This window comes from Marinomonas maritima (assembly GCF_024435075.2).
Lineage (GTDB): Bacteria > Pseudomonadota > Gammaproteobacteria > Pseudomonadales > Marinomonadaceae > Marinomonas > Marinomonas maritima.
Map to the genome: position 1 here is coordinate 205,597 of NZ_JAMZEG020000002.1, position 24,868 is coordinate 230,464.

The following is a 24,868-nucleotide window of genomic DNA, read 5'->3' on the forward strand; positions in this document are numbered from 1 at the left end:
TTCGCCCAATAATCTACGCGAAACGGGGCTTTTTACTTGCTAAGCAAGAATCGAAATCTTACACTAGCAGCCCCTTTTTTTAATTATTAGCGCCGCCATGTACTGGTTTGAAAGCATTGGTGTGGGAGCGCGATCTCGTTGAGGAGAATAGAAATAATGTCTGACGTGAAGAAGGTAGTGCTTGCCTATTCTGGCGGCCTGGATACTTCAGTAATCGTGAAGTGGCTTCAAGAAGAGTATAACTGTGAAGTGGTTACCTTTACCGCTGATTTGGGTCAGGGTGAAGAAGTTGAACCAGCTCGCGCGAAAGCTCAAGCGTTGGGTATTAAGGAAATCTACATCGAAGACTTGCGCGAAGAATTTGTGCGCGACTTCGTGTTCCCAATGTTCCGTGCTAACACCATTTACGAAGGTGAATACTTGCTTGGTACGTCCATCGCTCGTCCTTTGATAGCTAAACGTTTGATCGAAATCGCGAACGCAACAGGCGCAGATGCTATTTCTCACGGTGCAACGGGTAAAGGTAATGATCAGGTTCGTTTCGAGCTTGGTGCTTACGCATTGAAGCCAGGCGTAAAAGTGATCGCGCCTTGGCGTGAGTGGGACCTGACGTCCCGTGAAACCTTGATGGCTTATTGTGAAAAACACAATATTCCAGTGGATTTCTCAACTAAGAAGAAAAAATCCCCTTACTCTATGGACGCTAACTTGCTGCACATCTCGTTTGAGGGTGACCAGTTAGAAGACCCATGGACAGAGCCAGAAGATGATATGTGGCGTTGGTCTGTGTCTCCAGAAGACGCGCCAAACGAAGCGACTTACATTGAAATCGGTTACGAAAAAGGCGATCCAGTTTCTATCAATGGCGAAGTGATGTCTCCAGCAACAATCTTGGAAACACTGAACAAGATTGGTGGCGCGAACGGTATTGGCCGTGTAGACATCGTAGAAAACCGTTTTGTTGGTATGAAAGCGCGTGGTTGTTATGAAACACCAGGTGGCACTATTATGATGAGAGCGCATCGTGCAATCGAGTCGATCACATTGGATCGTGAAGCGATGCATTTGAAAGATGAAATGATGCCTCGTTATGCCAAAATTATTTATAACGGTTTCTGGTGGTCTGAGGAACGTCGTATGATGCAAGCCTTGATCGATTCTTCTCAGAAATACGTCAGTGGTACGGTTCGTCTTAAATTATACAAAGGCAATGTGACCGTGGTTGGGCGTCAGTCTCCAAATAGCTTGTTCGATAGCTCTATCGCTACGTTTGAAGATGATGCCGGTGCATATGATCAAAAAGACGCTGCGGGTTTCATTAAGTTAAATGCACTGCGTATGCGTATCGCTGCTCAGAAAGGCCGTAGCTTTTTAGACGACGATAAATAAGCCTTTATTCTTATAGAAAATAAGCTTTTAAAAACGTTCCATTCTTAAAGAATAGGAGCGTTTTTTTATTTCTGTACGATTGGTCAAGATTTATTGTGTTATTTGACATAAAATGTCGACTAGTCCTATTTTTGTCGTTCACTCTTGGTCAGTATAAGAGTTGTAAAGTCGACAGTATTATAAAAATAATAGCCGATGAGCTTACCCTGAAGGAAGGGAATTATGACGATTTATAACTTTGGTTCGATTAACCTCGATCACCTTTATCAGCTTGATCATTTTGTTCGACCAGGCGAAACCATGGCCTCTAATAGCTATCAGTGCTTATTGGGCGGAAAAGGTGCAAATCAATCTGTCGCACTAGCAAAAGCGGGTGCCAGAGTGAAGCATGTAGGTGCAATCCACCATAGCGATCAAGCCATTATTAAACAGTTAGAGTCACTTGGTGTGGACACTGACTTAATAAATCAAATTGATGTGCCAACGGGGCACGCTATTATTCAATTAAATAAAGAAGCCGAAAATTCGATTATCTTGTATCAAGGTGCAAATCACGCGCTGACAGAAGAGCAAGTAGATCAGGTGTTATCTCAGGCAACGGCAGGAGATTGGGTGTTATTGCAAAATGAAACCAATCTTATCGAATATACGATGCGAAAGGCGCAAGAGCATGGTGTTAAGGTGGCGTTTAATCCGGCACCTATGGACGCTGAATTAACCAAAAAAGTATTAGGCTTTGTTGATTTATTAATCGTTAACGAAGTGGAAGCGATGGATTTAATTGGTACGTCTGATATTGACAGTACCATTGCTGCTTTTCCTAAGGCCTATCCTGAGCTTGCTGTGTTGATGACGTTAGGTAAAGCAGGCGTATGCTACTTTTCTGGAAAAGAGAGTGATGGAAAAAAGAGCACAGGCGAAGAAAAACTATTCGTTAAAGCCTTTTCCGTTAAAGCTGTTGATACGACGGCCGCAGGTGATACGTTTATTGGCTTTTGTTTGGCTTCACTAATGAATGGCGATGACATTGCGCAGTCAATCACTCGTGCTTGCGCTGCTTCTGCTATTTGCGTTACTCGTCTGGGCGCCGCGTCTTCTATCCCAACACAAGATGAAGTGACTGCGTTTCTTGCTAATAAAAAGTTTGCTAATAAAAAGTTTGCTAATAAAGAGTTTGCTCAAAAGAGTTAGTTAAAAACAGTTTTCCAAAAAAGAATTAGACAAAAACACATAGCCAAAAATGTACTGTCAAAAAGAGGAAGGTAAACATGGCTCGTAAAATTATTATTGATACGGATCCAGGCATTGATGATGCGATGGCGATTTTCTTTGCATTTCAAGCACCACAGTTAGACGTATTGGGTTTAACGACAACGTTTGGTAATGTCCCCGTAGAGTTGGCAACACAAAACGCCATATCGTTAACGGAAATTGCGAAAGTCAATGTGCCTGTTGCTCAAGGTGTATCGGTTCCTTTTGTAATCGCGCCGCGCCCACATCCTGATTTTGTACATGGTAAAGATGGGTTTGGTAACATCAATTGGCCAGCACCCAAAGGCAAAGCGATTACTAAAAGTGCGGCGCAATTTATCGTCGATACCGTGCGTGAGTTTCCCGGTGAAGTGACTATCATTGCATTGGGTCCTCTGGGTAATCTAGCCGCAGCGCTTATCTTAGATCCAGAAGTGGCTAACCTTGTTGATGAAGTTGTATTGATGGGTGGCACAGCGATTGAGTACGGTAATGTATCGCCAGTGGCAGAAGCGAATATCATGAATGATCCACACGCAGCGGACGCGGTTTTCACCGCTGCTTGGCAAGTTACCATGATTGGTTTGGATGTAACGCATCAAGTATTGTTGGATAATTCTATTCTAGGGCGTATAAAAGCAGCCAACCCTGTAGAAGGCGGGTTCTTATACGATTGCGCACAGCATTACATTAATTTCTATAGCAGCCGTTTTGATATGGATGGTTGTTACTTCCATGATGCATCGACAATTGCGTATGTTATGGATCCGAGTCTTTTTGGGGTTGAGCTAGGTGCTGTGCGTGTTTCTTGTGAAGGTATTGGCATCGGCCAAACTATTTTTGCACCACAAGGAATGGAATTCCCAGAACCGCATTGGAATAACGTGCCAATGACGCAGGTTTGCATGGAAGTGGACAGCGAAAAATTATTAACACTATTTGAAACGACCTTGTCATAGATATTTGCCATCCATATTGGGCATTGATAGACAAAGACATTCAAGATAGTTAAAAGTCACTAGTAAAAGGCATGAGAGCATGTTCTCATGCCTTTTTTATTGCAGAATCCTATAAATGAAGAGGGTTGTTGAAAGCCTTCTCCAAAGAGAACGATTGAAATGAAACTATTAGTAAGAAATCTTGCGCGTAACACGACTGAAGAAGAGTTAAGAAAACTGTTTTCTGTTCACGGAACATTGCAGTCATGCAGTCTTGTGATGGACAAAGCAACCGGCGAATCTAAAGGGTTTGCGTTTGTTGAAATGCCAAAAGTTGGAGAGGCTAAAGCGGCCATTAAAACATTAAATGGTTCGGATGTAGACGGTTCTATCATTCGCGTTAAGAAAGCGGAAGATCTAGTAGCAAAAGAAGAAAGTGGTCAAAGTAAAGATTAGAGTGCCTAGTAATTCTATATTAACCTAGCTCATTATGGCGATGAGCTAGGAGTGATAATCGGCATACTCCCTAATGAAGGTTAAGTCTTTATCAGAAATCGTATGATAAATGAGCTTAATATAATGTTTATTATGCTCATTAAAAACATCAAGCTGAGGGTCACACAATACTTTAAGCGTTGCCGTCTTCCCTTCGTGAATGGCCTTCAGTTCCAATTTTACCATTTTTGATCCCTGTAAACCTTCAGGCGCTTCTACTTCTATCATTTTAGTGGATATGTGTGTGCAATGTATTGGCATGACGGTGCCATTGGTCAAAAACAGCGAACCTGTCCAAAAACAGCGAACATAAGGGGAATGTGAAATAGACACTGATTTCTATCCTTTTCTGGGTGAAGATCCAAGGTTTTTTCTGATTCTTCTAGTACAGCCATTATAGAGTAAGAGCACAGGGTAGTGGTAGCTAGAAGCATTTGATATGAATCAAGATGTTGTTGTTCGCTTATTTACAACATCTTGATTAAAGGGAGATTGATAGCAGTCGGCTAAAATAGTTTAGCTTTGTTGTCTTATGGTTTCGCCTAACGCATTGATGACACTGTCTATTTCAGATTGTTCTGTGGTAAATGGAGGCGCTAACTGAATGGTATCGGCACCATAACGAACGTAATAACCTTTGTCCCACATGGCCATGGCAATCTGGAAAGGGCGTTTTGCTGGTTCATTTCCTATAGGAGCAATCGTGATGCCGGCCGCCAAACCGTAATTGCGAATATCGGTAATCATCGAGCTTGCGCTTTTTAGCTGATGAACGCTGTTTTCCCAGGCAGCACTCATATTGCTCACTCGCTCGACCAATCCTTGTCTTTTAATTTCCCCTAATGACGCCAACCCAGCAGCGCAGGCAATAGGATGCGCGGAATATGTGTAGCCATGAGGAATTTCTAGCATGTAGTCTTGGCCACCAGTGTCCATAAAGGTGTCGTAAATCTCCTGTTTGAACGCAACCGCGCCCATAGGAATAACACCATTCGTAACCTGCTTTGCCATGACAATCGCGTCTGGTGTGACCCCAAAGGCTTCTGAGCCAGTTTTCGCGCCCATACGACCAAATGCCGTAATAACTTCATCAAAGATCAACAGAATGTTGTGTTGGTCACAGATTTCACGCAAGCGCTGTAGATAGCCTTGTGGCGGCACAATAACGCCCGCAGAACCAGACATAGGCTCGACAATCACTGCAGCAATGTTTGATGCATCGTGCATCGTAATAAGGCTGATAAGGTCCTCAGCGCGTTCTTTACCTTGTTCCGCCATACCTTTAGTAAACTCGGTACCAGGTACTTGAGTGTGCGGTAAATGATAAGACTCTAAGCCTTGTCCATATAAGGTGCGGTTCGCTGGAATACCACCGACACTGAAACCAGAGACACTGGCACCATGATAGCCTTTGGCACGGCCAATAAATTTCGTTTTGGTGCCCATGCCTTTTTTACGCCAGTATGCGCGGGCCACTTTTAGTGCGGTGTCGACCGACTCGGAACCCGAACCAGTAAAAAAGACTCGGTTGAGTCCCGCTGGCATAAATTGAGTGATTTGCTCGGCCAGCAAAAACGATTTTTCATGCCCAAATTGAAAGGCAGGGGAGTAGTCGAGCGTTTTAACTTGCTCAGCAACCGCTTCGTTGATAGCGGGAACGCTGTGTCCAAGCCCACAAGTCCATAAGCCAGATAAACCGTCGAAAATTTTGCGACCGTCAAGATCCGTATAGTAATGGCCAGCAGCGGACGTAATAATACGAGGATCTTTTTTGAATTGACGATTGCCTGTATAGGCCATCCAGTGTGCATCAAGTTGAGCTTGGGTTAAGTTGGATTTAGCAATATGGCTCATGGCATCCTCTCAAAAATAAAGTGAAAACAATAGGAGAAGAATGCCGAGCTAGAAAGGTTTAATAAATTTGATGTTATTTAATTTTAGATTAGCTTTTACTTAACTAAAGAGACTTAACTAAAGAGACTTAACTAAAGAGACTTAACTAAAGAGACTTAACTAAAGAGACTTAACTAAAGAGACTTAACTAAAGAGACTTAACTAAAGAGGGCTAATTAATTGGGCGTCAGTCGTACTAGTCTGATGTCTTGTCTTTAAACTCACACAAATCTTCTATAACGCAGGCGTTACACTTGGGTTTGCGTGCCACACAAATATAGCGACCATGCAAAATCATCCAGTGATGAGCGTCTAATAAGAACTCTTTTGGCACGAATTTTAGCAGCTTCATTTCCACTTCTAAGACGTTTTTACCGGGCGCGACTTTAGTGCGATTACCAAAGCGAAAAATATGCGTATCCACCGCCATAGCAACTTGTCTGAACGCAGTGTTTAAAACAACGTTGGCGGTTTTACGGCCCACACCAGGAAGTGCTTCAAGCTCTTCACGGGTTTCTGGCACAATGCTGTTATGTTTTTCAATGAGTATCTTACAGGTTTTAATCGCATTTTCGGCTTTGGCGTTAAATAAGCCAATGGTTTTGATATAGCTTTTCAGGCCATCGACGCCCAAATCGAGCATTTTTTCTGGCGTGTCGGCTATTGGGAAGAGTTTACGGGTGGCTTTGTTGACGCTCACATCGGTGGCTTGTGCGGAAAGCAAAACGGCAATCAATAGTTGAAAAGGCGAGTTGTATTCTAACTCGGTTACGGGGTTTGGGTTTTCCGCTCTTAGGCGAGAAAAAATCTCGTAGCGCTTCTCTTTATTCACCTTAATTTGCCTTTATTTATTTTAGATTAATGCCCCCTCCCAACCTCCCCCTTAGCAGGGGGAGGGTGGGGTTGTTGTTTTTAGCGTATCAAAAAATTAGCTCACTTGTCCTGTTACCCGAACCCGTTTTGATTCACTAGGGCCATCTTGCGCTTTTTGTAAAGCTATGCGTTTCTTTTCTCGCTCATCAAGGTAGTTTTTCCCTGCGATAAGCAACCCTAAACCAATGAAAGCGCCGGGCGGTAAAACGGCAAACAGTACGTTTGGATAATTTTCGAACACGACCCATTTCCAATGAATCGCCATATCGCCAAAGAGCAATTGCATGTCTGAGAACAATGTTCCTTGGCCGATCAGCTCGCGCATAGCACCCAATGTCACTAGGATCACCATGAAGCCTAGCCCCATCATAAAGCCGTCTAATGCCGAAGGTAACACAGGGTTGCGGCTAGCAAAGGCGTCAGCGCGTCCTAGAATCGCACAGTTGGTAACGATGAGAGGGATGAAGATACCTAGAATTTGATAAAGCTCATAAGTATAAGCTTGCATGATGAGTTCTATACACGTGGTGAAAGACGCGATAATCATCACAAAAGCAGGCAGTCGCACCGCATCCGCCACATAGTTTCTGATCAAAGAAACGGCAATGTTTGAGCCGACCAATACGACGAGTGTCGCAAGCCCCAATCCTAGCGCGTTAACCACGGTGCTAGTAACGGCGAGCATAGGACACAAACCAAGTAGTTGAACCAATGCGGGGTTGTTTTTCCAGATGCCGTTATAGATGATTTCCGCGTAATTGGCGCTAGGTTTACTCTCGGGAACAGATTCATCTGTGGCAATTTCGGCGCTTGTTTTCATTGAATTATCCTAACGCGCTAACAGCGCATCTTTGTTTTGTTCAAAATAAATTAGTGTGTTCTTCACCGCGCGAACGACGGCTCGGGGCGTGATGGTTGCGCCTGTAAATTGGTCAAAACTACCGCCGTCTTTTTTCACACTCCAGCTTTTTAATGGCGGATTGGCCAAAGACTTGTTTGCAAAGCTTAAAATCCACTTAGATTTTTTAAGGTCGACTTTATCACCCAACCCTGGCGTTTCTTTGTGGCTTATCACTCGGCTTCCGGTGACAACGCCGTTTTTATCAATGGCGACCAGCATGTTTAAATTACCATTGTAACCGCGCGGTGCAATGGTCTCGAAAATGATTCCCGTCACGTCACCGTTTTTTCGAGCAATGTGTATTTTGATGCTTTCTTGGCTGCCCAATAGAGGATCGACAGGTAGTAAGGCAATGTCTTTGGTTAAATCATTATCGTATAAATTTGCAGGCAGTATTTCATTGAATGCCGAGATTTGAGCACTCAAAATATTGTCTTTAATGGTGTGATCCGTTAGCTGGTGGGTTATCGCAATTAGGCCAGCGGTTAAGACAGCAAAAATGCCCAAGCCAAGACTGTTACGGCGAATGGAGGCAAATAATTCCATTAGTTATCTTCCCCTATTTTAAGTCCCGTTTTGGCTTTTTTATGGCCGTAAGTTCTGGGTTGAGTGTAGTAATCAATCAGAGGAGCGGCAAAATTCATTAGCAAAACACCAAAAGCCACGCCGTCAGGATAACCACCCCAAGAGCGAATAATGTAAATCAAAATACCAATACCGGCACCATATATCAGCTTGCCACGGTTACTTGTGCAAGAAGACACGGGATCTGTGGCAATAAAGAAAGCCCCAAACATGGCCGCACCTGTGGTGAGATGGAACAGAGGTGTTGCTGTATTACTTAGGTCAAATATATGAAAGACGCCAGCCATAATAAACAGTGCGCTGAGCAGTGCCACCGGAGTGTGCCAAGTAATAATACGCAACCAAAGCAAAGCCAAACCACCGAATAAGTAGGCAAGGTTTACCCATAACCAACTATTTATACTGGCCGCTTGCAATGCTGGAACGGTACTAAATGCGGTTTGGCTGTCTAATAAATCTTTGTGTTTAAAGCCGTCTAACGGGGTCGCCATGGTATAGGCGTCGATCGTTGGAAGGTGATTGAAAATAGCGTGTAAGCTTTGTAAGAAAGACAGTGTATTGCCCGAAGCGACAATATCTTGTGCGCCGAGCCATTGGCTCATGGGGGCGGGAAAAGACACAAGCACAATGGCATAGCCAACCATAGCTGGGTTGAATGGGTTATTTCCCAAACCACCGTATAATTGCTTGGCAAAGATGATGGCGAAACTAACCGCGGTTACTGTTACCCACCAAGGTACACTTGGCGGCAACGCGACTCCTAGTAGCACAGCGGTTAATAGCGCGCTGTAATCTTTTAAGAAAAAGCCCACAGCGCGACGGCGAATGGCCAAAATCGCCGCTTCACTCAATAATGCGGTGATGCACGCAATCATTAGGTTAATTGGTGTGCCCCAGCCAAATAGCCAAGATTGTACGACAATGCCAGGAATGGTCGCTAAAATAACCATCTGCATCACCCAAGATGTGCGATGTCCTCCACGTTGAGTGTGGGGGGAAGTAATCCTCAATAATGCCATCTAACGATTCTCTTGCGAATGGGTGAGTTGCGCTAACAAGGCTTCGGCGTCGTGTTGTTTTTGGCGCGTTGCTGCTATTTCTTGTTGGATACTGTCCGCGTCTTCAGGCGTGTTTTCCAAGCGTTTGGTTAATTTATTAATTTGCGCTTTTGCCAATGCCGCTGCGATTTTTTGCTTTTTGACCTTTACGGCTAAATCCGATTCAGCAGTCGAAATTTGCGTGATTTGTTGCTCGGCGTTCGAGTCATCCTTGTCAGCATCAGATGGAATATTTTCTGACTCAAGTTTGGTGAGTTTTTCTTGCGCCACGATCAGTTTTTGAGGCCATTCTGACGCGTTGATCTCTGTCTCATCTTTGCCTTGTTCTTTTAATAGGGCAATGTTCTTTTCGGCTTTTTTGATGCCCGCTTTGGCAATGGCGAGATCAATTTTACGTTTTTTGGCCGCATCGGCGTCCACGTTTGAACCGGAAGGTGGCGTAGCTTTTTCCGCTTGAGTTGCGGCGCTTGCAGGATTGGCTAAAGCTTTTTCCAGCTCATCGGCACGTTGCTGCGTGTCTTTTAGTTGCTGGCGTATTGCGTCTATCTCTGGTGCGTTGATCTCTTCTGCTTTTTTGAGCGCCTTCTCGACTTTTTTCACCGCGGCTTTGGCCATGGCTGCATCAATTTTCGCTTTTTTCAATTCGTCGCTAAGCGGTGTTTTTTCCGTAGTGGTTGCTGGCGCGGCAATAGGCGCTGCGGTTTTTGCCAATTGTTCTTCTAACGAAGCAATGGTCCTTTCTTGCTCTGTCAATTGCAGTTGTAGCGTATTTACTTCTTCAAGGTGTTCGCTCTCTTGCGCTTCAAGCAATTGCTTTTGCAGTTTTTTAAGCTTGGATTTGCCAATCGCTACGTCCACTTTCAGCTTTTTCGTATCATCGCTGATTGGCGCAGTAGCGGGTACAACTTTCGTTGGAGCGGCTTTTTTATCACCAGCGGGTTTACTTGGTGCTGCTTTTTGACGAGCAAGACGTTTCGCTTCTTTCTCAGCGGCTTCGGCGTCCTGACGTGCTTTACGTGCTTCAAAGCGCTGCTTCGCTAGGTCGGCTTTCACGTTGGACTCACGGGCTTCGCGAATGCTGCTTTTTGAGTGGCGGTAATATTGCACCAAAGGAATACTGCTTGGGCAAACATAAGAACAGGCACCGCATTCGATGCAATCGAACAGGTTGTGATGCTCGGCTTTTTCGTGTTCTTGGCTTTTGCTGAACCAAAGTAACTGCTGAGGCAATAAACTAGCAGGGCAGGCCTGTTCGCACATGCCGCAGCGAATGCAAGCTTGTTCTGGTGCCGGTGTGGGAAGTTCTTTTTTGGTCGCCGCCAAAATACAGTTACTGGTTTTAACAATAGGAACCGCAGCAGAATCTAGCGTGTAGCCCATCATTGGGCCACCTATAACCAATCTGTGTAGTTTGTCTTGTTTTGATTCGGCGTAATCCAGTAAATGCGCAACGGGTGTTCCCAACAACACTTCAACGTTTTGCGGTGCTTTTAGTGCATCACCCGTCAAGGTGGTGAAACGTGAAATTAGTGGCTTACCAAGGTAAATTGAATCGTGAACCGCGACACAAGTCCCGACGTTTTGACAAAGCACGCCAATGTCGGCTGGATATTGGCCGCTTGGAACTTCTTCGCCCGTGAGCAATTGAATAAGCTGCTTTTCACCGCCGGAAGGGTATTTAGTCGGTACCACTGCTAATTGGATGTCGCTGTTACGCTCTTCAAGTAATGATTTCAAAGCCGAAATTGCAGTGGGTTTATTGTCTTCAATGCCAATGATGACCTGATCCGCTTCTACTAGGTGTTGAAGTATTTCGATGCCTAAAATTAATTCTAGGGTTTTCTCACGAATCAACATATCGTCCGCGGTAATATAAGGCTCACACTCAGCCGCATTGATAATGAAATGCGTCAGTGGATTCTTGTGAGCGCCTTGCAGCTTTACCTGCGTCGGGAAACCTGCGCCACCCATGCCGACAATGCCCATTTTTGCTAAGTACGTTAATACGTCGGTTTTGCTGTTTGTTTGCCACTGGGTCAATGGTTCAAGTGCCGTCCATTCTTCTTTTCCATCGGGTGACAAAATGATGCAAAGGTCACTTAATCCAGAAGGGTGTGCAATAAGTCGTTCTTCAATGGCCGTGATGGTGCCTGACGTTGGCGCGTGTAAAAAACTGCTCAAAAAACCATTGTTGATGGCGATGGTCTGGCCTTTTAATACGTGGTCGCCAATGGCCACAAGAGGACGAGAACTTTGTCCTATATGTTGTCCAAGCGGCAATATAAGCTCGCTTGGTAAGCTAGGTCGGCCCAATGGTAGCTGCAATGATTGCGCTTTATTTTCAGCAGGATGAATGCCGCCGTGAAAAGAAAAAATGTTCGCCGTTTGCATTAGTGAACAACCTCCGCTGAGCGGTCGGTGGCAATAATGTTCAACGAGGTTTCCGCGATGCCTTGCGGTTTGTTCCACGTCCACGTTTTCGCTGTCACGCCAACTTCTACCATGTCGATACAATCTACTGGGCAAGGTTCAACACAAAGGTCGCATCCTGTGCATTCATCGGCAATCACGGTGTGCATTTGTTTTGCCGCGCCTAAAATAGCGTCAACAGGGCAGGCCTGAATACATTTTGTGCAACCTATGCATTCGTCTTCGCGAATCACGGCGACACGTTTTGCGCTTTCTATGCCGTGGTCACCGTCTAATGGAATGGCTTCTACATCGAGTAAATCCGCTAACGCTTGAATCGTTGCTTGTCCACCGGGAGGGCAATGGTTGATGGCTTCACCATTGGAGATGGCTTCTGCATATGGGCGACAACCTGGATGGCCACATTGACCACATTGAGTTTGTGGGAGGATCGCGTCAATTTGGTCAATTATCGGGTCGCCTTCCACATGGAAGCGCACATTGGCGTAGCCAAGAATAGCGCCGAAAACAAGCGACAACAGCACCAAGATTCCAATAGCGAGTAAAACGGTTAGCATATCGGCTCCTAAATCTGCACTAGGGCGGTAAAGCCCATGAAGGCCAGAGCCATAAGTCCTGCGGTAATCATACCGATTGCAGAACCTTTAAATACCGTTGGTACGTCAGCGACGTTAATGCGTTCGCGCATGGCAGAAAATAGAATCAGAACGAAAGAAAACCCCACCGCCGCGCCAAAGCCGTAAAGAATGGATTCTACAAAGCCGTTTTGCTTACTGATGTTTTGTAATGCCACACCTAACACCGCGCAGTTAGTGGTGATAAGCGGTAAAAAAATACCGAGTACACGATAAAGAAGCGGGCTGGTTTTACGGACGACCATTTCAGTAAACTGCACAACGACAGCAATTACCAAAATAAAGGAAATGGTTTGCAAATACTCAAGGCCAAACGGCTGAAGTATATAGGTGTAAGTCAGGTAACTACACAGGCTCGATAAGGTCAAAACAAAGGTTGTCGCCATGGCCATGCCAATGGAGGTTTCCAGTTTCCCAGACACACCCATAAAAGGGCAAAGGCCCAAAAACTGTACCAATACAAAGTTATTAACCAGAATGGTACTGACCAGTATCAGGAGATATTCAGTCATCTCACGTCCAAAAAAGTGTGTAGTGAATTTGTTGATTTTAGGTGCTTTTGATAAAAAGTATCTTCGAGCGTAACTATACCAATCTGCTTATAACTAACAAGACTAAAATTCTAGTGTATTTAGTCTGATTTAGTATATAGGTAATAAGTTATGCTTATATAAGTTTGGTTTATGTTTGTCTAAAAATGCTAACGCTCACCTTATTAATATTCTTTCTCATTTACTAAGGTGAGCGTTACTATTGTTGCCACAATGGTCATGTTACTTACATGACGCAAACGCTTTTACATAACGCGTTGGCCAGGCTTAGCACCACGATGAGGCTCTAGAAGATAAATGTCTTCACCGCCAGGGCCTGCGGCCAATACCATACCTTCTGACAGACCAAACTTCATTTTACGTGGTGCAAGGTTGGCCACCATGACGGTGTATTTGCCTTCTAAATCTTCTGGCTTGTAAGCAGACTTAATACCCGAGAAGACGGTGCGAGTTTCACCACCGATATCGAGCGTCAATTTTAGCAACTTATTGGCTTTTTCAACGTGCTCTGCTTTGGTGATTAGCGCGATACGCAAATCCACTTTAGCAAAGTCATCGAAATTAATTTCTGCTTCAATCGGTTCTTTGCTCAGCTCTGTTGCTTCTTGCGATGCGGCTTGATCTGAAGGCTCTGCGGCTTCTTTTGCCGCGGCTTCTATCAAGGCTTCTGCTTTGCCTTCTTCGATCATGGCATCAATTTGCTTCTGATCAATACGACCCATCAAGGGTTTAAACGCATTGACTTTATTACCAAATAGTAATTCGCTGCGGTTGTCCCATGTTAGTTCTTTACCAAGGAAGGCTTCGGCGTCGGCGATCATGTTTGGCATCACAGGTTTCAGATAAGTCGCTAAGATACTGAACAAGTTCAAGGCGACGGTACACACTTCTTGAACCTTCGGCAGCGTTGCTTCGTCTTTTGCCAAGACCCAAGGAGCTTGATCGGCAATGTAAGTATTGGCTACATCGGCAAGGCGCATTATCTCACGAATGGCTTTACCGTATTCACGGCTTTCATAATGCTGAGCAATCGTTTCGCCTGCATCGATAAAAGACTGGATCATCTCAGGTTCGCTGATCTCGCTTGCTAATTGGCCATCGAACTTTTTGCCAATGAAACTGGCTGTTCGGCTGGCGATGTTGACCACTTTACCAACGACGTCTGAATTCACGCGTTGGATGAAGTCTTGTAAATTCAAATCAATGTCGTCAATACTTGCATTCAGTTTTGCCGCGAAGTAGTAGCGTAGATATTGTGGATCTAAGTGGTTCAAGTAAGTACGGGCTTTAATAAAGGTACCGCGAGACTTGGACATTTTTTTATTGTCTACCGTAACATAGCCGTGCGCATTAACCTTAGTCGGAGTGCGGTAGCCAGCACAGTCCAGCATCGCAGGCCAGAACAAGGCATGGAAGTTAATGATGTCTTTGCCGATAAAGTGATAAAGCTCTGCGTCAGAATCTTTCGCCCAGTAATCGTCAAAATTCAAACCTTCGGTGCGATCACATAAATTCTGGAAGCTCGCCATGTAACCAATTGGTGCGTCTAGCCAAACATAGAAATACTTACCCGGCGCGTCTGGGATTTCAAAACCAAAGTAAGGCGCATCGCGGCTGATATCCCATTCTTTTAAGCCTGAATCAAGCCATTCGGATAGTTTGTTAGCGACTTGCTCTTGCAAGGTGCCACTGCGAGTCCATGTTGTTAGGAAATCTTGGAAGTCTGGAAGCTTGAAAAAATAGTGTTCCGATTCTTTTTCAACAGGCGTTGCTCCAGAATACACAGAAACCGGATTGATCATTTCCATTGGCGTGTAAGTCGCAGAACACACTTCACAATTGTCGCCGTATTGGTCTTCCGCTTTGCACTTAGGGCACGTTCCCTTAATGAAACGATCCGCGAGGAACATTTCTTTTTCTGGGTCGTATGCTTGCACGATAGAACGAACAGCAATTTTGCCGTTATCACGTAACTGTTTATAAATATGGCTTGAAATTTCACGGTTTTCGTCAGAATGCGTTGTATGGTAGTTGTCGTAACCAATCAAGAAATCGTTAAAGTCAGCCATGTGTTCTTGGCGAACGTCTTCAATTAATGCTTCTGAGGTGATGCCGAGTTGAGCGGCTTTAATCATAATGGCGGTGCCATGGGCATCGTCCGCACAAACTGCTGTACAAAGATGACCGCGCATTTTTTGAAAACGCACCCAGATATCTGTTTGGATGTGTTCCAGCATGTGCCCTAAATGGATAGAACCATTAGCATAAGGAAGGGCGCTGGTGACTAAAATTTTGCGTTGCGTTTGTGCCATTTTTGATAAGCCTGCTGGATTAAAAAAGGTCGGATATTCTACCAAGAATTAGGGACGGATGACGAACAATTAAAAAGCCTAAAACACAGATAGTATGTAGAGTGCGTAATTATAAGAACCAAGCACAAGTGTGCAAGGGTTAGACTTGCTTTTCCGCAATTTGCCCCCACACTTGGCACATAATATAAAATTATTTTTATCACGGCCTCATTAGGAGCACCGAATGCAAACTGACGCCCAACTACAGGCAACATTAGAAACGCTGATCGATGATAACTGCGGTCAACCTTATGGTGCTGTTTGGACTCTAATCAGTGACGAAAAGCGTCTGCACATTACATTGAGCTTGGGTTACCCCGCTCATAAAGAGCAAGCGTCTCTTGAAGCCCGTATTAAAAGCCAATTAAATGAAAGCCGAGACGTGGTGCTAGACATAGAACACAAGATTGAAAGCCACGCGACACAAGGCAATATTGCGGGATTAAAAGGCGTGAAGAACATCATCGCGGTTGCCTCTGGTAAAGGCGGAGTGGGCAAATCGACCACCACCGTCAACCTTGCTTTGGCCATGGCAAAAGAGGGGGCTCGCGTGGGGATACTCGACGCTGACATTTATGGGCCAAGCCAAGGCATGATGATGGGCTTTGCCGAAGGCACTCGCCCTCAGGTTCGCGAAGACAAATTTTTCACCCCCCCAATGGCCTATGGTGTTCAAGTGATGTCGATGGCCTTTCTCACTACCAAAGACACGCCCGTTGCTTGGCGTGGCCCTATGGTAACAGGCGCCCTGATGCAAATTTTGACGCAAACCGATTGGGATGATTTGGATTATTTGTTCATAGACATGCCACCGGGTACAGGTGATATACAGCTTACCTTGGCGCAAAAAGTGCCGGTAGCGGGTTCGGTTATTGTTACCACACCACAAGACATTGCTTTGCTGGATGCGCGTCGCGGCATTGAAATGTTTAATAAAGTGAAGATCCCCGTGTTGGGTGTGGTCGAAAACATGTCGACGCACATTTGTTCTAACTGCGGCCATCATGAAGCGATTTTCGGCGACGAAGGCGGCGCCAGCCTTGCCAAAGAATACAACGTCAACGTATTAGGTAAACTGCCATTAAGCTTAGCGATCCGCGAGAAAAGTGATGCAGGTAAACCCATTGTAGTGAGCGCGCCAGAAAGTGACACCGCTGTTATTTATCAGTCGATTGCGCGCAAGCTTGGTGCTACCCTTGCCTCCAATCAAAACGATCAATTCACTATGCCGACCATTGGCATGAGTGACGACTAAGGAAAAACAATGCGTTTGTGTGACCGAGATATTATAAAAGCCCTAGACGAGGGTTCCATCGTGATCGAGCCTCGCCCTGATAATAGTGTGATCAGCGGAGTGTCTGTTGACTTGCGATTAGGGAATTCGTTTCGCGTCTTTCAAGGTCACCCAGCGCCGTATCTTGATTTAAGCAGCTCGAAAGCGGATTTAAGCAAAGTCATTGAATCCGTCATGAGCGAAGAAATCCTTGTTGATGATGGCAAGCCATTCTTTATTCATCCGGGTGAATTGGTGCTTGGCGTAACGAAAGAATCCGTCACCTTACCTGACAACCTTGTCGGATGGCTCGACGGCCGTTCGTCCTTAGCGCGCCTTGGGTTAATGGTTCACGTGACCGCACATCGAATTGACCCAGGTTGGAGCGGCGGCATCGTATTGGAATTCCTCAACGGCGGCAAACTACCCATTGCCTTAAGCCCCGGAATGACCATCGGCGCGATTAACTTCGAAACCATGTCAGGTTCCGCAGATCGTCCTTATAACAAACGCGCCAACGCGAAATACAAAAACCAAACCACAGCGGTAGGTAGCCGGATCTCTGGCGAGAATTAGTTTTTAATTGCAAACTCAAATCAGCTTTGAGGAACGTCATTCCCACGAAGCATCTACATGTCATTCCCGCGAAGGCGGGAATCAAGCTCTTTTGGTCTATGGTAGATCGTTGCTTTAGCCCGACGCGGAATTTAGGTTCCATTTAAACGTTTTGTATTCCCAACCTTTATTCCGCTCTGCTGAGCGGGTAACTTTTGTCCAGATCCACAAAAGTAACCAAAAGGTCTCTTTATCGGGCTATCGCCCAAACGTCTCATTTAATCTGTTTAATATCGGTTTAGCTAGACGACTTTTATCGTAAGGCATGGATTGTTCATTTGGTGAGAGATGAATCGTCAAACAACGACTCTGAAACTCCATAAGGTCGCGCAATCGGGATTGCGTCGAACTGAACACTTCAGAATTTCAACGTATGGTAGGTCGCGGCTTTAGCCCGACGCGGAATTTAGGTTCCATTCAAACGCTTTGTATTCCCAATCTTTTTTCCGCTCTGCTGAGCGGGTAACTTTTTGCTAGCGCCCAAAAAGTAACCAAAAATTCGCTTTAAGATCTTTAATGCCTCCTTTTCTTCATAAGAGCATGATTGTTTCCTACGCTCCTTTTATCGTAAGGCATAGATTGTTTATTTAGTCAGAGATAGCTCGTCAAACAATGACCCTGAAACTCCATAAGGTCGCGCAATCGGGATTGCGTCGAACTGACGGCTTTTAGTGTGAAGGCTAAAGTGCAATTTATGGGTGGATATACAGTTTATTTTTGTAATAATCGCATTTTTGCGCGTTTAACCATTTTAAATAAACGAGTTGTGCGTGTTTTGTACTGGTGAAAAATTAAAAAATCCTTTAGTGTCAATGGATAAGAATATCTCAGATGAAATAACGAGCTGTGGATAAATGAAATAACGCGCATGCTTGTTTTTCCAGTTTTAGTTTTTGTTAATAGCTTAATAAAGTTTTTATTATTCATGGCTTTATGATGATATTTAGAGGCTTTACGAAATGTCTAAACGCGCATGCGCACTATTAAACTGTTAGCAAGATTAAGTAATATTCATGTAATTTCAACTTTAGGTGGAAAATAATGATTAAAGTAAGTGTAATGTACCCAAACTCGTCAGATACGAATTTTGACATTGAATATTATTGCAATACTCATATGCCAATGGTTGAAGGACTTCTTGGCGACGTCATAAAAGGAGGTAATATTGACTCTGGTATAGCAGGAGGAACTCCTGGTGAAATGGCTCCTTTTATAGCCATAGGGCATATGGTATTTGATTCAGTGGATAGTTTTCAGAAAGCATTCGGTCCTCATGCAGAAAAAATCATGTCAGATATTCCCAATTACACAAATGCTCAGCCTCAAATACAAATAAGTGAAATTAAAGCTTAGTGGTTCATCTTGCTAACAAGGCATTCAAACGGACAAAATACAGTTGGTTTTTTCACTCCGTTCAAAATTATAACCAACTATATTTAGCCGCTTAATGTGGCGTTAGGCAGAAACAATATGATACCCACCCTTGATACGCCGCAATTCAGATTAATACCACCAAATCTTGATTGCTATGAACTCTATAAAGCATTTTATACCGATGCTAATGCGTCGGAAATGTATGGAGGGCCCATAGGCATTGAACAAGTTTGGACTAGATTAAAAGCAGATATTGGTTCTTGGTACCTATTAGGTTATGGCGTTTGGATAATACAGCAAAAATCTGACGATAATCTTATTGGGACTTGCGGCTTTTGGAAAGGTAAAGATTGGCCAAAAGAGCTTACTTGGTGGGTTATGCCAGAAGGTCGTGGTAAAGGTGTGGCTACAGAAGCGTCAAAGGCTGCAATATTTCATGCTTACAATAAGTTTAAATGGAGTTCTGTTGAAACCTATATGAATGATGACAATATTGCTGCACGTTCTTTGGTAGAAAAGCTGGGTGGTAATAAAGTAAATAGGAAAGAATTTCCAGATGGTTTATCAAGGGATATATATCAATTTCCAAAATCTGCCTAACAAGCCGTTTAAACGGAATGAAAACAGTTGGCTTTCCGTTCGTGCCTCACTTATTTTAGCCAAATTGTTATTAGCCGCTTAATGTGGCGTTAAGGTTACAAATGTACGACTTTCTCAATACATTTACACAGCTTATTTCAGTGGCCATAGCATTAGCCGCAATGATGATTACTGCGATCTTAAATTGGAAAGCACTTAAGAGAGCGTGGGACTCAAGGGATGTACAAAAAGCTCGTAACAAAGTAGACAGTCATAGAAGAAAGTTGATAAAAGCATTTCCAATCCTAGCTGTAGGTATCGGAGGCTGGGGAATTATTCGATTTACACCAATATATGAGAGTCTAAAAAAGGGTTTATATCATTTTCTTCCAAGCAGTAATGAGCTTGTAGTTAATGATAAGAATGGAGTCATTCATCATAAAGTCTTGTGCTCTGAGCACCTACCAAAAAAAACCTCAAAATCAACACCTTATAAACTGGCAGCTAAAACTAGATTCCACGGTTCGCAAAAAGTAGGGATTCTGTCAGAATTGACAAAGGATGTAAGTGCAGAGGATGCGATAGAAATTTTATTGCTAGCAGCAGATGATAACCCAACTTCTGTTCATATCTACGATAGAATTGTTAGGTTACTAGGAAAAATTAAACGTTATGAGTCAATTCATATTTTGCTTGAGAACGCTGAAGCCAATCTCCTGGAGAAAATAAAAGACCTAAGAACCGGAAGTAAGAAACACAAAAAATATTCGAAGGCTATATCCCATATTCAGTTACAACGCCACAAAGCTAGAGAAAGGGCAAGATACTCAGCATTAAGAATTTAGGGCCGATATGTCTCGGGGAGACTGCAAACAGATGGAAAGCTGCCAAGTGCGAGGGAGGTTCGGCTCCTCCAAGGCCCACCTTAACATGTGCAGGAAAGGGACGCTCCTAGCGTCGCGCCCCTGCTGCAAACGTTATATTACTAGTTAAGTTTAGTAGTTTTTATCATCGTCATATTCATTATTATATAGGGAATTACATTATGGATGATTTAGGATTTGTGTTTGGGATTATTGGTATGTCAATGGGCGTTCCTGCTTTTGTCTTTGCTACGATCTCAATGAGTAAAATAGATAAGCTTGAAAAAAAGTTAAAAGAATTAGATGTTTTAAATCAAGATTTTTAATCAAGTTGATTCTGATGTAATTACTCTATCGTTAGGTGTAATCGCAATATAACAAGGCGTTCAAACGGACAAAAAATAGTAGGCTGCTTTACTCCGTTCACAATTGTTTTCGTTTAACGTAGCGTTAAAAGTCCCTTCGATGCAATCCCGATTGTGCGACCTTATGGCGTTTCAGGGTCATTAACGGAAAGGATCTCTAACAGCAGAACCAATCTATGCCTTACGATAAAAGTCGTGTTGCTAGGCGTGATATTAAACAAAGTGAATGAGACGTGTGGGCGATAGCACGATAAATAGACCTTTTGGTTACTTTTGCACTTTTCTGAATTAAATGACAGGCAAAAGTTACCCGCCCAGCAGGGCGGAGCCAAGATTGCAAACTAGGAATCGTTGAGAAGTAACAGATATACTTGCAGACCAAAGAAAACTAACCCAACCACACAAAGTGCTCCCAATTTATGCGTTTGTTAAAGTCCTCTATCCATCCAAGTTTAAATTCCCTCGATCAATCTTCTTTTTTACGTCTTGCGGCCCGTGGGATTATCGTAAAAGGCGAGGACATTTTGATGTTGTATACCCAGCGTTACGACGATTACACCTTACCGGGCGGTGGGATTGACGAAGGTGAGAATCAGGTTGAAGGTTTGATTCGTGAGTTAACAGAAGAGACAGGCGCGCGGAATATTTGCAATGTCGAGGCGTTCGGTTTGTATGAAGAGTTTCGGCCTTGGAATAGGGATGGTTTCGATATCATGCAGATGAAGTCTTACTGCTTTACCTGTGAAATTGATGACGAGTTAGGTGAGACGAGCCTTGAAGATTATGAAGTCAAAAACGGTATGAAAGCCGTGTGGATAAACGTCCATGATGCAATTAAGCATAATCTAGGTACTATTAGACACAGTGATAAAAAAGGGATGTCGATTGAACGAGAAACTTTTTTGTTGTGCTTGATCAGGGATGAGTTATTGACTGTATCGGAATGAAGGAATGCGTGGGGGCAGCGGGAAATTTGGGTCAGGGTAGTATTACATGGTAAAAACACCGTAACCAGTGTCTCACACCATGGTCTTAAAATACCTTTCAGGGGTTAAGTTTTGAGTCGCTTTTAATGAAGGTTGAATAGTTTTAAACTATGCTTTGAACAAGGTTTTAAATCTATTTTACCTCAATATATTTAAGGTGTTTTATGTGATGTATAGAGATTATTATGTTTCTGTCGAGCTTATATAAGTAATGTTAACGGCTTATCCAATGGAATATATTGACGCTATTCAATCTGCTCAATCTATAGAGGAGGTTGTTGAGGCGGCTGAGCAATTTGCTAAAGTATTGGGCTTTGACTATGTATCTTATATTCATCGTCCGCATACGCCTTTTGCAGAACCGAAGTTGACCATACGCAGTACTTACCCCAAGGCGTGGCAAAACATTTATCTGGGTCAGGAGTATTTCAAATATGACCCTGTGGTACTGCATGTAAAAACATCCACCGCGCCACTCATTTGGACAGCAGAAGGGAACTTTCAATCTATCCCTGATTTGCGAGAAGACATGGCGGCCTTTGAATTGAATTTTGGATGGTGTCAGGCGACTCGTAATATGGCAGGAACGTCCATGATGTCATTGTCTCGGCCAGGTGAACCTATGTCTCAAACTGAAATCCATACCCATACACCTACCTTAATGTGGTTCACGCAGGTGTTTAACGACGCGCTAGAAAAACTCATTAGTACTGCTTCAGTCATAGATACAGAGGTGCATTTAACCAATCGGGAAATCGATGTAATGCGATGGACGTCGGATGGCAAAACATCTAATGAAATTTCTGTAATATTAGGTATATCAGAGCGTACAGTGAACTTTCATTTAAATAATGTAATGACCAAGCTGGACGTTAATAATCGCGTGGCGGCGACGGTTAAAGCTATTTCACTCAGCCTTATATAACGCACTTTCATTGGATTGCAGATCCAAGTCTTTCTCGAATATTCTTATCCTGTCAAATTTACCAGCTAGTCGCATGCGCATTTTTTGTTTATTTTAGTGTACTCAAAACACAATATATAAAGCGTCTATGCAAAGTGTATTACTCAGTCATTATCCGCTTTTGTGTTCCATTTTTTTAGAACGAAGGGTTCTTCATGAAGTTTTATTTGATGGTATTTATACTGCTTTCAACGACCGCGTGCTCAAACCTAAAAAGGCCTAATCCCGGCCCATTCGTAGGATATGAATTAGTAGAAATGGGTCTTAATGAGTTTGATGAATTTGCTGGAGAAGTTGGCTACAACTTTGATTCCGTTAATCAAGTGAGACTCGTCCGAATGGACGTCAATTTAAAAGAGCGTCATCTTAAAAGCGACGAGGCTTCGGCTGTGACTGGGTCTGGGGTTACTGGGTCGTTTGAAGGCTGGGAAATCAGTTATGATCGCTATCTATTTGATGGGAACTTCTTTGTAAGCCTAAATGCTGGGGAGTATGAATTTGACTATTATCACAAGAACCTTAATGAGATGAGTGAGAATAAATCGATCACTCTGGGTGCAGGGCTAGGTTACACTGACAGCAACTTCCTTGATGTAGAAGGGTTGTACTTGAGATTCTCCTATCCCATTCGATTTTTGGTAGATAAAGTGGATGAAAAGCAGCTTGGCTCTGCCACCGTTAATGAATTAAAAACTCTAGACAATGTTTGGTTTTTCCTAGGGTATGCATTTTAAAAGGAATAAATGGACCAGTGCGACACGACCTATGAAAGCAATATGTTTGAAGAAGGCAGCTCAATACACTTTTTATAAGTGGAAGATTGCACGATTTTATGGCGCTTTAGAGTCAGGTTAAAATTCCCCCAAACTATTTTCTGAAGAGAAGGGCAGAATAAAGCCTGAGAATATAAGGCCTTTAAATGAACGCTGTCTGTATTTCAACTTGAGGTTAGCTGCTAAGAGGCGTATTAATATCGTTTTTTTTAGCAAAAGAACCTTTTTTATGCCGATGAATTATCTTGCTTTACTCGCTTTTTGTGGCTTACTAAGTCTAATCAGCTTCTGTCTCTATGGGCTGGATAAGTCCGCAGCCAAGCGTGGTAAGCAGAGAATTAGAGAATCGACGTTGCATTTTTTGTCGTTATTTGGTGGTTGGCCGGGTGCAATGCTTGGCCAAAAAATGTTTCGCCATAAGACGAAAAAACGGCGTTTTCGCGTTATATTTTGGCTGACTGTATTACTAAATATCATCTTGTGGGGAGGCGCTGCTTATTTTTTTAATCATTTTCATGTTGGTTAATCTCGTTATCTGGCGTAATGTCCATGAAAGTACCACCTTAACTAAACCGATATTTACCTCTTATTCGACGGCACTCGGCTGAGTTCTCTTCTACAATAGATGAACAGCACTGAATTCTTAGGTACACAATTTTATGAAAAACAATGAGCTAGCGATAGATCTAGCTGATGTCATGGAGCTGATGTTAGATGCGGTTTGTGTCGTGGATCGACTTGGATATTTTGTCTTTGTAAGCGCGGCGTTTGAAACCATGTTTGGCTATGAGCCAAGTGAAGTGATTGGTAAGCAGATGTTGAATTTTGTGTATGCAGACGATACGCAAAAAACGTTGGACACAGTGACGACTATTATTGCGGGTCAAATACAGCCTCGTTTTGAAAATCGCTGGGTGCGAAAGAATGGCGAGGTCGTTAATGTACTTTGGTCTGCACGTTGGTCGGAAGCGCATCAAGTGAGAATTGCGGTTGCCCATGACATTACCGAACGTAAGCGTATGGAAGAATTGTTACTTTATGCGGCAGGCCATGATGATTTGACTCACTTGCCAAACCGCACCTTACTTCTAGACCGCTTGCAGACGGCGTTAACGTTAGTAGAGCGTGAGAAAGAAGGCCTTTCTGTTTTGTTTATTGATATTGATGGTTTTAAAGGTATTAATGATCGCTATGGTCATGCTGTTGGTGACAAGTTGTTACAGAAAATTGCTGAACGGCTCACTGCCTGTATTCGTAAATCAGATACTGTTGGGCGCTTGGGCGGCGATGAGTTTTTAGTGGTCTTAAATAAGACAAGTACGGCGGAAAGCGTGTCTCTTGTTGCCGAAAAGATTTGCGCTGAATTGGCAACCGCTTTTATGATTGATGGTTCTTCACTTCAAGTCTCTTCTAGTATTGGAATTGCGTGCTATCCAGAAAATGGTAAAGAGTCATTGGAATTGGTACAGGCTGCCGATCACGCTATGTACAAAGCTAAACATCATGGCGGGGATAAGGTTGTTTTTGCAACTCATCGGTAACTTCATCTCTTAAGTTATTGAGCCCTTCTTGCTAAGTAAGATAATACCTTCTTTCGTATCATCACTTTTTTATTGTTCTCTTTTTCAGTGTGTATTAAGAAAATTACTACAAATATACGGGCTGTTTGATCTGTGGTTTACGATTTACTTTCTTCAAGCGGGTTTCCGTTTTACTATTGGGTGAT

General features: G+C 43.5%; 25 protein-coding genes. 15 read left to right on the forward strand and 10 right to left on the reverse strand.

Annotated features, from left to right (window positions below; genetic code table 11):
- Nucleotides 1–156: 156 nt before the first annotated feature.
- The 4 genes from M3I01_RS07075 to M3I01_RS07090 all read left to right on the forward strand — a co-directional run bounded on the left by M3I01_RS07075 (nt 157) and on the right by M3I01_RS07090 (nt 4,034).
- Nucleotides 157–1,389: an argininosuccinate synthase gene (locus M3I01_RS07075; RefSeq protein WP_255895085.1), complete on the forward strand. Its 1,233-nt coding sequence runs from the start codon at nt 157–159 to the stop codon at nt 1,387–1,389.
- A gap of 222 nt (nt 1,390–1,611) precedes the next feature.
- A complete protein-coding gene (locus M3I01_RS07080) occupies nt 1,612–2,580 on the forward strand; it encodes a ribokinase (RefSeq protein ID WP_255895086.1) in 969 nt (322 codons plus the stop codon).
- 77 nt (nt 2,581–2,657) lie between these two features.
- Nucleotides 2,658–3,599, forward strand: coding sequence for a nucleoside hydrolase (locus tag M3I01_RS07085; RefSeq protein WP_275564993.1), 942 nt, complete (start codon nt 2,658–2,660; stop codon nt 3,597–3,599).
- A gap of 159 nt (nt 3,600–3,758) precedes the next feature.
- The gene (locus M3I01_RS07090) at nt 3,759–4,034 is read left to right on the forward strand and encodes an RNA recognition motif domain-containing protein (protein WP_255895089.1); all 276 of its coding nucleotides are present in this window, start codon (nt 3,759–3,761) and stop codon (nt 4,032–4,034) included.
- 45 nt (nt 4,035–4,079) lie between these two features.
- Here M3I01_RS07090 and M3I01_RS07095 read toward each other — a convergent pair whose 3' ends face one another.
- From M3I01_RS07095 to metG, 10 genes are all read right to left on the reverse strand, one after another.
- Nucleotides 4,080–4,406, reverse strand: a complete 327-nt coding sequence (locus M3I01_RS07095; RefSeq protein WP_255895090.1) for a hypothetical protein — start codon at nt 4,404–4,406, stop codon at nt 4,080–4,082.
- Between the two features lie 183 nt (nt 4,407–4,589).
- Nucleotides 4,590–5,927, reverse strand: coding sequence for an aspartate aminotransferase family protein (locus M3I01_RS07100; RefSeq protein WP_255895091.1), 1,338 nt, complete (start codon nt 5,925–5,927; stop codon nt 4,590–4,592).
- A 235-nt stretch (nt 5,928–6,162) separates the two neighbouring features.
- Complete coding sequence (gene nth, locus M3I01_RS07105) at nt 6,163–6,798, reverse strand: endonuclease III (protein WP_255895092.1); 636 nt, start codon at nt 6,796–6,798, stop codon at nt 6,163–6,165.
- Between the two features lie 96 nt (nt 6,799–6,894).
- A complete protein-coding gene (locus M3I01_RS07110) occupies nt 6,895–7,659 on the reverse strand; it encodes an electron transport complex subunit E (RefSeq protein WP_255895093.1) in 765 nt (254 codons plus the stop codon).
- Nucleotides 7,660–7,668: 9 nt separating this feature from the next.
- Nucleotides 7,669–8,286 carry an electron transport complex subunit RsxG gene (gene rsxG, locus M3I01_RS07115; RefSeq protein WP_255895094.1) on the reverse strand — a complete coding sequence of 206 codons (618 nt, stop codon included), beginning with the start codon at nt 8,284–8,286 and terminating at the stop codon, nt 7,669–7,671.
- A complete protein-coding gene (gene rsxD / locus M3I01_RS07120; RefSeq protein ID WP_255895095.1) occupies nt 8,286–9,344 on the reverse strand; it encodes an electron transport complex subunit RsxD in 1,059 nt (352 codons plus the stop codon). The genes rsxG and rsxD overlap by 1 nt, the downstream gene beginning before the upstream one ends.
- Nucleotides 9,345–11,774 carry an electron transport complex subunit RsxC gene (gene rsxC, locus M3I01_RS07125; protein ID WP_255895096.1) on the reverse strand — a complete coding sequence of 810 codons (2,430 nt, stop codon included), beginning with the start codon at nt 11,772–11,774 and terminating at the stop codon, nt 9,345–9,347.
- Nucleotides 11,774–12,370 carry an electron transport complex subunit RsxB gene (rsxB, locus tag M3I01_RS07130; RefSeq protein WP_255895098.1) on the reverse strand — a complete coding sequence of 199 codons (597 nt, stop codon included), beginning with the start codon at nt 12,368–12,370 and terminating at the stop codon, nt 11,774–11,776. The genes rsxC and rsxB overlap by 1 nt, the downstream gene beginning before the upstream one ends.
- A gap of 8 nt (nt 12,371–12,378) precedes the next feature.
- The gene (gene rsxA, locus M3I01_RS07135; RefSeq protein ID WP_024022437.1) at nt 12,379–12,960 is read right to left on the reverse strand and encodes an electron transport complex subunit RsxA; all 582 of its coding nucleotides are present in this window, start codon (nt 12,958–12,960) and stop codon (nt 12,379–12,381) included.
- 284 nt (nt 12,961–13,244) lie between these two features.
- Complete coding sequence (gene metG, locus M3I01_RS07140) at nt 13,245–15,311, reverse strand: methionine--tRNA ligase (RefSeq protein ID WP_255895100.1); 2,067 nt, start codon at nt 15,309–15,311, stop codon at nt 13,245–13,247.
- A gap of 223 nt (nt 15,312–15,534) precedes the next feature.
- Between metG and apbC the strand changes: the two genes are divergently transcribed.
- The 11 genes from apbC to M3I01_RS07195 all read left to right on the forward strand — a co-directional run bounded on the left by apbC (nt 15,535) and on the right by M3I01_RS07195 (nt 24,683).
- Nucleotides 15,535–16,605: an iron-sulfur cluster carrier protein ApbC gene (gene apbC / locus M3I01_RS07145; protein WP_255895101.1), complete on the forward strand. Its 1,071-nt coding sequence runs from the start codon at nt 15,535–15,537 to the stop codon at nt 16,603–16,605.
- Nucleotides 16,606–16,614: 9 nt separating this feature from the next.
- Nucleotides 16,615–17,199, forward strand: a complete 585-nt coding sequence (gene dcd, locus M3I01_RS07150; RefSeq protein WP_255895102.1) for a dCTP deaminase — start codon at nt 16,615–16,617, stop codon at nt 17,197–17,199.
- A 1,080-nt stretch (nt 17,200–18,279) separates the two neighbouring features.
- Nucleotides 18,280–18,591: an EthD family reductase gene (locus M3I01_RS07155; protein ID WP_255895103.1), complete on the forward strand. Its 312-nt coding sequence runs from the start codon at nt 18,280–18,282 to the stop codon at nt 18,589–18,591.
- Nucleotides 18,592–18,708: 117 nt separating this feature from the next.
- Nucleotides 18,709–19,212, forward strand: coding sequence for a GNAT family N-acetyltransferase (locus M3I01_RS07160; protein ID WP_255895105.1), 504 nt, complete (start codon nt 18,709–18,711; stop codon nt 19,210–19,212).
- 101 nt (nt 19,213–19,313) lie between these two features.
- The gene (locus M3I01_RS07165; RefSeq protein WP_255895107.1) at nt 19,314–20,036 is read left to right on the forward strand and encodes a hypothetical protein; all 723 of its coding nucleotides are present in this window, start codon (nt 19,314–19,316) and stop codon (nt 20,034–20,036) included.
- 200 nt (nt 20,037–20,236) lie between these two features.
- Nucleotides 20,237–20,380, forward strand: a complete 144-nt coding sequence (locus M3I01_RS07170) for a hypothetical protein (protein WP_255895108.1) — start codon at nt 20,237–20,239, stop codon at nt 20,378–20,380.
- A gap of 458 nt (nt 20,381–20,838) precedes the next feature.
- Nucleotides 20,839–21,366 (forward strand): NUDIX hydrolase, encoded by a 528-nt coding sequence (locus tag M3I01_RS07175; RefSeq protein ID WP_255895110.1) that lies wholly within the window; start codon nt 20,839–20,841, stop codon nt 21,364–21,366.
- Between the two features lie 268 nt (nt 21,367–21,634).
- The gene (locus tag M3I01_RS07180; RefSeq protein WP_255895112.1) at nt 21,635–22,330 is read left to right on the forward strand and encodes an autoinducer binding domain-containing protein; all 696 of its coding nucleotides are present in this window, start codon (nt 21,635–21,637) and stop codon (nt 22,328–22,330) included.
- 194 nt (nt 22,331–22,524) lie between these two features.
- Entirely contained in the window at nt 22,525–23,103 is a 579-nt protein-coding gene (locus M3I01_RS07185) for a hypothetical protein (protein WP_275564994.1), read from the forward strand.
- 268 nt (nt 23,104–23,371) lie between these two features.
- Nucleotides 23,372–23,668: a DUF1294 domain-containing protein gene (locus tag M3I01_RS07190; protein ID WP_255895114.1), complete on the forward strand. Its 297-nt coding sequence runs from the start codon at nt 23,372–23,374 to the stop codon at nt 23,666–23,668.
- 133 nt (nt 23,669–23,801) lie between these two features.
- Nucleotides 23,802–24,683 (forward strand): sensor domain-containing diguanylate cyclase, encoded by an 882-nt coding sequence (locus M3I01_RS07195; RefSeq protein WP_255895115.1) that lies wholly within the window; start codon nt 23,802–23,804, stop codon nt 24,681–24,683.
- Nucleotides 24,684–24,868 lie beyond the last annotated feature (185 nt).